This is a genomic window from Rathayibacter sp. AY1H3 (genome assembly GCF_002932015.1).
In genome coordinates this window covers 1-12,064 of the sequence record NZ_PSUU01000046.1, presented here as the reverse complement: position 1 = coordinate 12,064, position 12,064 = coordinate 1, and the positions used below count along the sequence as shown (strand labels likewise).

Here is a 12,064-nt window from a genome sequence, read left to right as displayed (position 1 = left end):
CGCGGCTCAGACGTCGATGCGGTCCCGCGACAGCGACTCGGACCCGCGGACGATGAACTCCTTGCGGGGCGCCACGTCGTTGCCCATCAGCAGCTCGAACACCCGGCCGGCGTTCTCGGCGTCCGCTACCCGCACCCGGCGGAGGGTGCGGCGGGAGCGGTCCATGGTCGTCGTGGCCAGCTGGTCCGCGTCCATCTCGCCGAGCCCCTTGTAGCGCTGGATCGGGTCCTGGTAGCGGCGGCCCGCCTTGCCGAGGGCCGCGAGCACGCTCTGCAGCTCCTTCTCGGAGTAGGTGTAGATCGTCTCGTTCGGCTTCTTCCCCGCGTTCATCACCACGAGCCGGTGCAGCGGAGGCACGGCGGCGAAGACGCGCCCCGCCTCGACGAGCGGCCGCATGTAGCGGAAGAAGAGCGTGAGCAGCAGGGTGCGGATGTGGGCGCCGTCGACGTCGGCGTCGCTCATCAGGATGATCTTCCCGTAGCGGGCGGCCGAGAGGTCGAAGGAGCGGCCGGAGCCGGCTCCGATCACCTGGATCATCGAGGCGCACTCGGCGTTCGAGAGCATGTCGGCGATGCTCGCCTTCTGCGTGTTGAGGATCTTCCCCCGGATCGGCAGCAGGGCCTGGTACTCGCTGTTGCGGGCGAGCTTGGCGGTGCCGAGGGCGGAGTCGCCCTCGACGATGAAGAGCTCGCTGTTCTCGACGTCGCTGCTGCGGCAGTCGACCAGCTTCGCCGGAAGGGAGGAGGACTCCAGCGCGTTCTTGCGGCGCTGCGTCTCCTTGTGCGCGCGGGCCGAGATCCGCGACTTCATCTCGGCGACGACCTTCTCGAGGAGCTGGGAGGTCTGCGCCTTGTCCTCGCGGCGCGTCGAGGAGAACACCGCGCCCAGCGTCGAGGCGATGGTGGAGGCGACGATCGCGCGGACGGCGGGCGTGCCCAGCACCTCCTTCGTCTGGCCTTCGAACTGCGGCTCAGGGAGCCGCACGGTCAGCACGGCGCTGAGCCCGGCGAGGACGTCGTCCTTCTCGAGCTTGTCCGAGCCGACCTTGAGGCGGCGGGCGTTCGCCTCCACCTGGGAGCGGAGCAGCTTCAGCAGGCCCTGCTCGAAGCCGGTCTGGTGCGTCCCGCCTTTGGGCGTCGAGATGATGTTCACGAAGCTGCGCATCACCGTCTCGTAGCCGGTGCCCCAGCGCAGGGCGATGTCGACCTCGCAGGTGCGCTCCACCTCGGTGGGCACCATGGCGCCGCCGGGGGTCAGCACCGGCACGGTCTCGGTGAAGGTGCCGGAGCCGGTGAGGCGCAGCACCTCGGTCACGGGGGCGTCGGGGGCGAGGAACTCGACGAACTCCGAGATGCCGCCGTCGTAGCGGAACATCTCGGCGCGGCGCTCGTCCGCCCGGTCGTCGACGATGTCGATCGTCAGGCCGGGGACGAGGAACGCGGTCTGCCGGGCGCGCGTCACCAGGTCGTCCGTCTGGAACGAGGCGCCCTTCGTGAAGATCTGGCGGTCGGCCCAGTAGCGCACGCGCGTACCGGTGACGCCCTTGGCGACCTTCCCGACGACCGTCAGCTCCGACCCGTTCTCGAACGGCGTGAACGGAGCGTCGGGGGTGGGCTCGCCCGCGTCGGCGAAGCGCCCGGGCTCCCCCCGGTGGAACGACATCCGGTAGGTGCGGCCGTTGCGGTCGACCTCGACGTCGAGGCGCTCCGAGAGCGCGTTGACCACGGAGGCGCCGACGCCGTGCAGACCGCCGGACGCCGCGTAGGACCCGGAGCCGAACTTGCCGCCCGCGTGCAGCTTCGTGAACACGACCTCGACTCCGGAGAGCCCCGTCTTCGGCTCGATGTCGACCGGGATCCCGCGCGCGCGGTCGCGCACCTCGACGCTGCCGTCGGCGTGCAGGAGCACGCTGATCTCGGTCCCGTGCCCGGCCAGCGCCTCGTCGACGGAGTTGTCGATGACCTCCCAGAGGCAGTGCATGAGGCCGCGCGAGTCGGTCGATCCGATGTACATGCCGGGCCGCTTCCGGACCGCCTCGAGACCCTCGAGGACGGAGAGGTGGCGGGCGTTGTAGTCGGTGGAGGCCATCCGCCCAGTCTACTTTCGGGAACCGCTCCGGCCGCGGTGGCGCGGCACCCGACGACAGCACGATGGCCGCTCGGCGCGGGGCCCCTACGCGCAGAGCGAAATGCCGACCGATCGACTCCGTGCGGAAACAATCGCGTGCTTGGATGGGTTCCACTAAGCAGAGATCGAAGAACGAGTGCAGGAGGCCAAGTCATGTCGACCACAGCAACCCAGAACGGCGTGGACGAGCTCGCCGGTGCCCACCAGCTCTCCGCCGCCGACCGCTGCGACAGCTGCGGTGCCCAGGCGTACATCCGAGTGGTCGTGAACAACGGAGAACTGCTGTTCTGCGCGCACCACGGGAAGAAGTACCAGGAGAAGCTCTCCAGCATCGCCCAGAGCTGGCACGACGAGTCCGCCCGACTCTTCGAGGAGCAGCGCCCCTAGCGCGTCCCCGATCAGCCCGGACGGCGCGTCAGCGCCCTACCGACCGACACCGAGCCGCTTCGCGATCACATCGCGAGCGGCTCGTGCCGTTTCATCGACCAGGCGGAGACGCTCGTCCGACGGGGAGTAGGCGTCGCCGAGGGCGCGCCGCAGGATCGCGTCCGCGAGCGAGGGGTTCTTCGCGAGGACGGGGCCGTGCAGGTGCGTGCCCAGAAGGCCTCCCTCCGCGTAGCCCTCGTGGCCGGCGCCGTCGCCGGTGCCGTGCAGCACTCGGCCGAGCGCGTTCTCGGGCGCGATCCCCGTCATCCGGCGCTCGTGGTTCTCGAATCCGACGAGGACGCCGCCCGGCGTCTCGACGAGGAGGTCGTCGGTCGCGCGCTCGCCCGTGACCGAGTCTCCGGGGAACAGCCCGATCCCCCGGGCGCCGCCCGCGGCCGTGCTGATCGAACCGGCCAGCATCTCCCAGCCGGCTCCGACCGCGACCACCTGAGTGCCCTGGTCGACCCAGGCCCGCAGCGTCGGCGCGATCTCGTGGAGGAGTGCCAGGACGCCCGGGAGGTCCTCGTCCGCTCCCGTCCCGGCGACCACGACGTCCGGACGGACCTCGGCGTCGGAGGCGGCCGCCAGCGGCACCACCTCCGCCTCGACGCCCGACCAGCGCGCCCGAGCCGCGAGGACCCGGGCGTTCGCCGCGTCGCCGTTGCTGTCCAGGACGTCGGGAGCGAGCACGGCGATGCGGAGGGTGGTCACGCGGTCTCCTCGCGGTTGGTGACGAGCTGCAGGTGCGCACGGGTGCGGCGCATCGAATCGGCCGAGAAGACGATGGTCTTCCGGCCGGAGGCGGGGGTCGGCAGAGCGAGGAACGCGTCGAGCGCGCGGCCCAGGTCCTCGTCGACGGAATCGACGCGGACGCCGTCGTAGCGCAGGTGCAGCGCCGCCTCGTGCGCCTTCGACCCCGAGACGACTCTGACGTGCCCGAGCACGGAGGTGTCCACGGGCCAGAAGTAGGAGGGGTCTCGGACGTCGGAGCCGATCGCGAGCATGATCTGCTCGGTCCCCTCGGGGATCTCCGCGATGTTCAGGCGGTAGCTCGCCGGGTTCTGGACCAGGACGAACTCGACCTCGTGGCCGCGCACGGTGACGATCTCGCCCCGCCCGAAGACGGGGTCGATGCTCGAGAGCGCGGAGGCGGCGAGGGCCGGGTCGAAGCGCTCAGCGAGCACGGCGCGGGCCGTGGAGACGGCCGCCGCGGCGTCCACCGCGTAGTGGACGCCCCGTGCGGGGAGCCGGACCTCGAGCGGGTCGCCGTCGCTGATGATGCGCGCGGCCGCTCCCGTCGTGCTCTCGACGACGGTGGTCGCACGGTCGGTCCCGGCCTCCGCCTCTGCGGCGTAGCCGAGACCGCCGGACGCGGAGTCGCGGACGCAGGAGGAGACGCCGTACCAGCGGATCCGCTCGTCGGGGAGGGAGGTCGCGACATCGGCGACGTGGCGGTCGTCGGCGTTCAGCACGACGGGACCGGTCGCGCGGGAGGCGATGATGCCGAGCATCCGGGCGACCATGGCCGGATCGAAGAAGCGGTCGATCTGGTCGACCACCACGTTCGTCAGCAGGACGACGCGGGGGCGCATCCGGGGCGCGAGGCGCGCGCCGTGACCCTCGTCCATCTCGAGGACGGCGATGTCGGCGTCGATCCGTCCGCGGAGGTCCGCCCGCTCCAGGAGCGCGGAGGTCAGCCCCTGGGCGATGTTGGCCGTCGACGGGTTGGTGAAGACCCGGAGCCCGTGCGCGCGGAGCACCGCGACCAGCATCTTGGTCGTGGTCGACTTGCCCGCCGATCCCGTGACGACCACGAGGCCGTCCCGGAACCCGTCGAGCACCGCGGGCAGGAATCCGGGCGCGACGCGGTTCACCACGAGTCCGGGCACGGCGGATCCCCCGCCGGGCTTCCGGACCCGCGCGGCGAACCGGGCGGCCCTCCCGAGGAGTACCGCCGGCGCGTAGCGGATCACCGGCCTACTCGAGGTAGTCGCGGAGCGACTGCGAGCGGGACGGGTGGCGGAGCTTGGCCATCGTCTTGGACTCGATCTGACGGATACGCTCGCGCGTCACGCCGAAGGTGTCGCCGATCTGGTCGAGCGTCTTCGGCATGCCGTCGCCGAGGCCGAAGCGCATGCGGATCACGCCGGCCTCGCGCTCCGAGAGCGAGTCGAGCAGCGACTCCAGCTGCTTCTGCAGCATGGTGAAGCCCACGGCGTCGGCCGGGACGACCGCCTCGGTGTCCTCGATGAGGTCGCCGAACTCGCTGTCGCCGTCCTCGCCCAGGGGCGTGTGCAGCGAGATCGGCTCGCGCCCGTACTTCTGCACCTCGATGACCTTCTCGGGGGTCATGTCGAGCTCGCGCGAGAGCTCCTCGGGCGTGGGCTCGCGGCCCAGGTCCTGGAGCATCTGGCGCTGCACGCGGGCCAGCTTGTTGATGACCTCGACCATGTGCACCGGGATGCGGATGGTGCGGGCCTGGTCGGCCATCGCGCGGGTGATCGCCTGGCGGATCCACCACGTGGCGTAGGTCGAGAACTTGAAGCCCTTGGTGTAGTCGAACTTCTCGACCGCACGGATGAGGCCCAGATTGCCCTCCTGGATGAGGTCGAGGAACTGCATCCCGCGACCGGTGTAGCGCTTCGCGAGGCTGACGACGAGCCGGAGGTTCGCTCCGAGCAGGTGGCTCTTCGCGCGCTGGCCGTCCTTCGCGACCCAGCGCAGCTCGCGGACGAGCTCCGGGCTGAGGTCGGTCGAGTTGGCGAGCTTGTCCTCGGCGAACAGGCCGGCCTCGATGCGCATCGCGAGCTCGACCTCCTCGGCCGCGTTCAGGAGCGCGACCTTGCCGATCTGCTTCAGGTAGTCCTTGACCGGGTCGGCGGTGGCGCCGGTGATCGCGGTCGAGTAGACCGGAACCTCGTCGTCCTCTCCGCCGAACGACAGGACGAGCGCACCACTCGGGAGCGGCTCGGCCGGAGCGGCGACGGCAGCGGCGGCCGGGGCCTCCGGCGTCTCCGCGTCGTCCTTCGCGTCGGTCTCGGTGTCCTCGGCGACGACCTCGGTCTCCTCCTCCTCTGCCGCCTCGTCGGGCTCGACGGCGTCGGTCGGCTCCTCCTCGGTGTCGGCGGGAGCGGCGGCCTTGGTCGTGGCGCGCGAGCGGGTCGTCTTGGCCGCGGTGGTCTTGGCCGCCGTGGTCTTCGCCGCGGGCTTGCGCGCCGCGGGCTTCTTGGTGGTCGTCGTCACGTCGTCGTCGACGGCGTCGAGCGTTGCGGTCTTGGTAGCTCTGGTGGCCATGGCGGCACCTCTCCATCCGTTGCGTCCCGGGGGCGGGCGGCGCGGGAAGGCGTCGTCCGTCGGTGGGCATTACGAGGACCCATGTCAAGTCGAGGACGTCGCACGCCCGACGTGGGCCTGGTGCTCCTCGACCCGAACGGGTCCTATTGACAATTATTGCACGTCTGAGTAGTGCAGCCGTGCGGTGCGGTGCGAGTGGGGCTCGATCCGGCGGGATCCGGGCCGTTCCGCTGGGACATCGCGTCTGCAGAAGGGGGGATCGACGGGGACGACCGTCAGCGCCCCGCGCGGCCGCGGCGCATCCGGTCACTCAGTGCAACCCAGAGAGGGGCCACGGTTATTCCCTCGTCCTCGGCCAGGCGGCGGCGGGTCCGGCGGCGCGCGACGACGAGTCCGACGACTCCGGCGCCGACCACCACGTACTGCACGCACCACGCCAGGCGGAAGTGCTCGAGCGAGTAGGTCTGCTCGGAGGAGGCACCGGGACCGGCCAGTGCGTCGAGGATCAGGCCGATCGCGAACATCATCGTGAAGCTGGCCAGGAACCCGCCCACGTTCACGACGCCGTTGGCCGCGCCGAGGCTCCGCGAGGGGTTGAACGTGCGGGCGAAGTCGAACCCGATCATGGAGCCGGGGCCGCCCGCTCCGACGACGATCAGGAGCAGCACCACGAGCCAGTACGGCGGGATGCCGGGCCAGAGCAGCACGACGGTCCAGGCGACCGCCATCGCCGAGACGATCCCGAGCACGAGGTTGCTGCGGCGCATGGGGTGGCGAGCGGTCAGGACGCCGAGCACCGGCCCGACGACGATCCCCGCGATCACGACGATCGTGAGGGTCGGCGCGGCGACGGTCGGCGGCAGGCCGATCGCGTAGACGAGGAAGGGGTAGCCCCAGAGCAGCGTGAACACCGTGCCGGAGGACTGCGTGACGAAGTGCGACCAGAAGCCGAGCTGCGTCCCCGGCCGGCGCAGGCTCACTCCGAGCTGCGCGATCGTCGCCCGGAGCGTCGGGGGCACCACCGTGATCGGCTCGGTGCGCGGCGGAACGTCGGCGACCAGGAGGAGCACGCCGAGGAAGGACACGGCCCCGAGGCCGGCGGCGCTGAGGAACGCGGGCTCCCAGCCGAACGTGTGGAGGATCGCCGCGAACGGGAGTGCGGAGAGGATCTGGCCCACCTGGCCGATGTTGCCGATCCACTGCGAGAGCTGCGGCACGATCGGTCCGCTGAACCAGGTGACCGTGAGGCGGATCACGGAGGTGAAGATCGCGGCGTCCCCCGCTCCCAGCAGGATCCGCCCGACGATCGCGACGCCGATGCCCGGCGCGATCGCGACCACGACCTGGCCCGCCATCATCAGGGCCGTGCCCGAGAGGATCAGGGTCCGCGGGCCGAACCGGTCGATGAGGATCCCGACCGGGATCTGCATCCCGGCGTAGACGATCAGCTGGACGACGGCGAGCGACGAGAGGACGGCGGCGGCCACCCCGAACCGCTCCGCGGCGTCCACTCCTGCGACGCCCAGCGTCGTGCGGTCCAGGACCGCGACGAGGTAGGCGAACGCTCCGGCACCGAAGACGAACCAGGCTCGACGATCACGCACTCGTCCGATCCTACGGCCGCTCAGGAGGCGGTGGGCTCCTCGCCCGGGCGGCGGATCGCGAGGAACTTCTCGAGCTCGGCGGCGATCGCGTCGGCGCTGGGCACGAAGCCGTCCTCGTCGGTGAGCGGCGAGCGGAGGCTCGTCCCCTCCATGTAGGTGTCGTGCCGCGCCTCGAGGGCCGAGACCAGCTTCTGCAGCTCGTCGTTGCCGCCGACCTGCTCGTCGACCTTGCCGAGGAACTCCCGCCCGCTCTCGCGCAGGCGGTCCGTCGGGAAGATGAGGCCGGTCGACGCCGAGATGCTCTCGAGCGCCGCGACCGCCGCCTGCGGGTACTCGGTGTCCGACAGGTAGTGGGGGATGAGCAGCGCGAAGCCGACCACGGTCAGACCGCGCTCGTAGAGGCGCAGCTCGAGCAGGTGGAGGACGTTCGAGGGCACCTGCGTGTGCGGCTTCCAGACCGACATCGCCTCGATCAGGTCCTCGCGGTTGCCGCTCACGGTGACGCCGACGGGCCGGGTGTGCGGCACGGGCATCGGGATCGCCTGGACCCACGTGGTCGAGGCGACGTCGAGCCGCTCGAGGAGGGAGACCACCGCGCGGGTGAACCGCTCCCACTGGAAGTCGGGCTCGAAGCCGGTGAGCAGGAGGAACGGCTGGCGCAGCTCGTCGTGCGCGAGCGAGAGCCGGAGCATCGCAGGACGGTAGTCGGTCAGGTGGTCCTGGTCGAACGTGATGATGGGGCGGCGGGCCCGGTAGTCGAGCAGCTGATCCTGGTCGAAGACCGCGACCCCGCGGTGCTCGAGGGTCTCGAAGAGGTACTCCCCCAGCTGCCCCACCGCTCCCCCGGCGTCGGCCGAGCCGGTCAGGCCCGCGACGAGGTGCAGCCCGCGCGGGATCTCGGAGAGGTCGCCCTCGATCTCGAACAGGTCTTCCGGATCCAGCATGCGTCCAGTCTAAACGGGGGTCCCGGCGCCCCGGCCGGGTCCGCTGAGCCCTCAGCGAACAGCGCCTAGCATTGCCGCCATGCCCCTCTCCTCTCTCGAGTACTCGACCGTTCCCGCCTCCGACATCGACACCGACGCCCTCGTCCTCGGCGTCGCCCCGGGACCCGACGGTCCCCGGCTCGTCGGCGCGGAGGGCTTCGAGGAGCTGGCCCCCGCGCTGAGCGCGCTCGGCGCGACCGGCGCGGCCGAGACGCTCGTGCGCGTGCCGTCCTCGGTCCGTGCCGGAGTGATCGTGCTCGTCGGACTCGGCTCGGCGGAGCCCGACGACACCGCGCTGCGGAACGCCGCGGGCGCCGCCGTCCGCCTGCTCGCGGGGTCCGCCTCCGTGGCACTCTCCCTCCCCGCCGGCTCCGACGGCACGCTCGCCGCGGTCGCCGAGGGCGCCGCGCTCGGCTCCTACTCCTTCACCGCCTTCCGCGGCAGCACCGCCGCCGCGGCGAAGGCGCCCGTCGAGCACGTCGTCCTGCTGGGCGGCGGCGAGTCGGCCGACCCCGCCGTCCTGGACCGGGCGCTCGTGCTCGGCCGCGCGGTCGGCACGGTGAAGGACCTCGTCAACACTCCCCCGTCGCACCTCTACCCGCAGACGCTGGCCGAGGCCGTGCAGACCGGCGCAGAGGGACTGCCCCTCGAGGTCACCGTCTGGGACGAGGAGGCCCTCGCGGAGGAGGGGTTCGGCGGCATCCTCGGAGTCGGCAGCGGCTCCTCCCGCCCGCCCCGCCTCGTGAAGGTCGCCTACGCGCCCGAGGGCGCGAGCACCCACCTCGCCCTGGTCGGCAAGGGCATCACCTTCGACAGCGGCGGACTCTCGCTCAAGCCGCCGGCCTCGATGATCGGGATGAAGACCGACATGGCGGGCGCGGCGACCGTGTACGCCGTCGTGCGCGCCATCGCGGAGCTCGGCCTCCCGCTCCGCGCGACCGCCTGGCTCTGCATCGCCGAGAACCTCCCCTCCGGGACCGCGATCCGCCCGGACGACGTGCTGACCGTGCGCGGCGGGACCACGGTGGAGGTGCTGAACACCGACGCCGAGGGCCGACTGGTGCTCGCCGACGGCCTCGTCGCCGCCAGCGAGGAGCAGCCCGATGCGATCATCGACGTCGCGACGCTGACCGGCGCCTCCGTGGTCGCCCTCGGCAACCGGACCGTCGGCGCTCTGGGCGACGACGAGCTGGTCTCCCGCGTCCTCGACGCCGCCCGCGCGGCGGGAGAGCCCTTCTGGCAGATGCCCCTCCCCGCGGAGCTGCGACCGCTGCTCAACTCGGACGTCGCCGACATCGCGAACGTCAAGCCGGGCAACACCGCCGGCGGCATGCTCCTCGCCGGCCACTTCCTCCGCGAGTTCGTCGGGAAGCGCGGCGAGGGCGAGGACGCGACCACGATCCCGTGGGCGCACCTCGACATCGCCGGCCCCTCGAGCAACGGAGGCGGCGGCTACGGCTTCACCGGAGCCGGCGCCACGGGGGTCTCGGTGCGCGCGCTGATCGCCCTGGCCGAGGGCTTCGCGAGCGCGTAGTAGGGTCGACGGGGCGGGAGATCCCGCCTCGTCCCCCTCCCGATCCGCTCGGCGCTCAGCGCCGGAGCCGGTCGGCCGGGAAGCGGGACCGCACGTCGCGAGGGAGTCACTGGGTGTCGGAAGAGCGCTACGACCTGGTCGTGCTCGGAGGTGGCAGCGGCGGGTACGCGGCGGCCCTCCGGGCGACGCAGCTCGGGATGAGCGTCGCGCTCGTGGAGCGCGACAAGCTCGGCGGCACCTGCCTGCACCGGGGATGCGTGCCCACCAAGGCCCTGCTGCACGCCGCCGAGCTGGCGGACGGCGCCCGCGAGGGAGAGAAGTACGGCGTGCTCTCGAGCTTCACCGGGATCGACATGGCGGGCGTCACGCGCTACCGCGAGGGCGTCGTCGCCGGCAAGTACAAGGGGCTCCAGAGCCTCGTGTCCTCGCGCGGCATCACGGTCGTCACGGGCGAGGGCCGTCTCACCGCGCCCGGCACGGTGACCGTCGGCGAGCACGTGCTCCACGGCGCGTCGATCGTCGTCGCCACCGGGTCCGCCTCCCGCACCCTCCCCGGGATCGAGATCGGCGGCCGCATCCTGACGAGCGACCAGGCTCTCGAGCTCGACCACGTGCCCGCGAGCGTCGTCGTCCTGGGCGGCGGAGTGATCGGCGTCGAGTTCGCGAGCGTCTGGCGCTCGTTCGGCGCCGAGGTCACGATCGTCGAGGCCCTCCCCCACCTCGTCCCCAACGAGGACGAGAGCGTCAGCAAGCAGCTGGAGCGCGCCTTCCGCAAGCGGGGCATCGCCTTCCAGCTGGGATCTCGCGTCGCGTCGGTCTCGCAGAGCGAGGGCGGCGTCTCCGTGTCGCTCGAGAGCGGCGCCACGGTGGAGGGCGAGATCCTGCTGGTCGCCGTCGGCCGCGGCCCGGTGACCGCGGGCATCGGCCTCGAGGAGGCCGGGGTCCGCCTCGACCGCGGCTACGTGCTGACCGACGAGCGCCTGCAGACCTCCGTCCCCGGCGTGTACGCCGTGGGCGACATCGTGCCGGGGCTCCAGCTCGCGCACCGGAGCTTCCAGCAGGGGATCTTCGTCGCGGAGGAGATCGCCGGTCTGGGCCCGCAGGTCGTCTCGGACGTCAACGTCCCGAAGGTGACCTACAGCGACCCCGAAGTGGCCTCCGTCGGCCTCGGCGAGGCCCGCGCGATCGCCGAGTACGGCGCCGAGCGCGTCGCCGTGTACGACTACGGCCTCGGCGGCAACGCCCGGAGCACGATCATCGGGACCACCGGCTCCGTGAAGGTCGTGCGCCTGGTCGACGGCCCGGTCGTCGGCGTGCACATGGTCGGAGCCCGCGTCGGCGAGCTGATCGGCGAGGCTCAGCTCATCGTGAACTGGGAGGCGCATCCCGAGGACGTCGCGCCCCTCGTGCACGCGCACCCCACTCAGAACGAGGCGCTCGGCGAGGCGCACCTCGCTCTGGCCGGGAAGCCGCTGCACGCCCTGTAGAACCACTGCGGTGCGGCGACCCGCCGCTTCCGCATCAGTAAGCTGGACATCGAAACACAAGCGTCTTAAGGAGACAGGCTCATGAGCGAATCCGTCAGCCTCCCGGCACTCGGAGAGAGTGTCACGGAAGGAACGGTCACCCGCTGGCTGAAGAACGTCGGGGACCGCGTCGAGGTGGACGAGCCCCTGCTCGAGGTCTCGACCGACAAGGTCGACACCGAGATCCCGTCGCCCGTCGCGGGAGTGATCGAGGAGATCCTCGTCCAGGAGGACGAGACCGTCGAGGTCGGCGCCGAGCTGGTGCGCATCGGAGACGGCTCCGGAGCCGCGTCGGCGTCCGAGCCCGAGGCTCCCGCCGAGGAGGCCCCCGAGGTCCAGGCCGCCGAGACCGAGGCCACTGACGAGGCGACCCCGTCGGTGGACGCCGAGAGCGACGCCGAGGCTCCCGCCCCGGCCGAGCCCGAGCCCGCCCCGGCCGCCGAGAAGCCCGCCGCCCCCGAGGCCGCGGCTCCCGCTCCGTCGGCTCCCGCCCCGGCCGCCGCGAGGGCGAAGAACGGGAGGAAGGACAGCTTGGCGCCGGTCTTCTCCTGGAAGCTCTTCTTGACCGAG

10 protein-coding genes are annotated in these 12,064 nt (G+C 71.8%); 4 read left to right on the top strand and 6 right to left on the bottom strand.

Going from position 1 to position 12,064, the window contains the following annotated elements; translation table 11 throughout:
- Nucleotides 1-6 precede the first annotated feature (6 nt).
- Complete coding sequence (locus C5C33_RS15225) at nucleotides 7-2,088, bottom strand: type IIA DNA topoisomerase subunit B (protein WP_104225230.1); 2,082 nt, start codon at nucleotides 2,086-2,088, stop codon at nucleotides 7-9.
- 192 nt (nucleotides 2,089-2,280) lie between these two features.
- Here C5C33_RS15225 and C5C33_RS15220 point away from each other — a divergent pair, with 192 nt between their 5' ends.
- A complete protein-coding gene (locus tag C5C33_RS15220) occupies nucleotides 2,281-2,514 on the top strand; it encodes a hypothetical protein (RefSeq protein ID WP_068212876.1) in 234 nt (77 codons plus the stop codon).
- A 36-nt stretch (nucleotides 2,515-2,550) separates the two neighbouring features.
- Here C5C33_RS15220 and C5C33_RS15215 read toward each other — a convergent pair whose 3' ends face one another.
- The 5 genes from C5C33_RS15215 to C5C33_RS15195 all read right to left on the bottom strand — a co-directional run bounded on the left by C5C33_RS15215 (nucleotide 2,551) and on the right by C5C33_RS15195 (nucleotide 8,395).
- Nucleotides 2,551-3,264 carry a type 1 glutamine amidotransferase gene (locus C5C33_RS15215; RefSeq protein ID WP_146085800.1) on the bottom strand — a complete coding sequence of 238 codons (714 nt, stop codon included), beginning with the start codon at nucleotides 3,262-3,264 and terminating at the stop codon, nucleotides 2,551-2,553.
- Complete coding sequence (locus C5C33_RS15210; protein ID WP_146085799.1) at nucleotides 3,261-4,442, bottom strand: Mur ligase family protein; 1,182 nt, start codon at nucleotides 4,440-4,442, stop codon at nucleotides 3,261-3,263. The genes C5C33_RS15215 and C5C33_RS15210 overlap by 4 nt, the downstream gene beginning before the upstream one ends.
- 88 nt (nucleotides 4,443-4,530) lie before the next feature.
- Nucleotides 4,531-5,847: an RNA polymerase sigma factor gene (locus tag C5C33_RS15205; protein WP_104261523.1), complete on the bottom strand. Its 1,317-nt coding sequence runs from the start codon at nucleotides 5,845-5,847 to the stop codon at nucleotides 4,531-4,533.
- A 275-nt stretch (nucleotides 5,848-6,122) separates the two neighbouring features.
- Complete coding sequence (locus C5C33_RS15200) at nucleotides 6,123-7,451, bottom strand: nitrate/nitrite transporter (RefSeq protein WP_104261522.1); 1,329 nt, start codon at nucleotides 7,449-7,451, stop codon at nucleotides 6,123-6,125.
- A gap of 20 nt (nucleotides 7,452-7,471) precedes the next feature.
- Nucleotides 7,472-8,395, bottom strand: a complete 924-nt coding sequence (locus tag C5C33_RS15195) for a proteasome assembly chaperone family protein (RefSeq protein WP_104261521.1) — start codon at nucleotides 8,393-8,395, stop codon at nucleotides 7,472-7,474.
- A 79-nt stretch (nucleotides 8,396-8,474) separates the two neighbouring features.
- Between C5C33_RS15195 and C5C33_RS15190 the strand changes: the two genes are divergently transcribed.
- From C5C33_RS15190 to C5C33_RS15180, 3 genes are all read left to right on the top strand, one after another.
- Nucleotides 8,475-9,968 (top strand): leucyl aminopeptidase, encoded by a 1,494-nt coding sequence (locus tag C5C33_RS15190; RefSeq protein WP_104248027.1) that lies wholly within the window; start codon nucleotides 8,475-8,477, stop codon nucleotides 9,966-9,968.
- Between the two features lie 113 nt (nucleotides 9,969-10,081).
- On the top strand, nucleotides 10,082-11,455 hold the full coding sequence (gene lpdA / locus C5C33_RS15185; RefSeq protein ID WP_104222126.1) for a dihydrolipoyl dehydrogenase: 1,374 nt from the start codon (nucleotides 10,082-10,084) through the stop codon (nucleotides 11,453-11,455).
- Between the two features lie 81 nt (nucleotides 11,456-11,536).
- Nucleotides 11,537-12,064: biotin/lipoyl-containing protein (locus tag C5C33_RS15180; protein WP_308471181.1), on the top strand; the 528-nt coding region annotated here is incomplete at its 3' end.

Coding starts and splice junctions, on each gene's coding strand:
- C5C33_RS15190 (WP_104248027.1), top strand. CDS start 8,475: ATGCCCCTCTCCTCTCTCGAGTACTCGACCGTTCCCGCCTCCGACATC.
- C5C33_RS15205 (WP_104261523.1), bottom strand. CDS start 5,847: ATGGCCACCAGAGCTACCAAGACCGCAACGCTCGACGCCGTCGACGAC.
- C5C33_RS15225 (WP_104225230.1), bottom strand. CDS start 2,088: ATGGCCTCCACCGACTACAACGCCCGCCACCTCTCCGTCCTCGAGGGT.
- C5C33_RS15220 (WP_068212876.1), top strand. CDS start 2,281: ATGTCGACCACAGCAACCCAGAACGGCGTGGACGAGCTCGCCGGTGCC.
- C5C33_RS15195 (WP_104261521.1), bottom strand. CDS start 8,395: ATGCTGGATCCGGAAGACCTGTTCGAGATCGAGGGCGACCTCTCCGAG.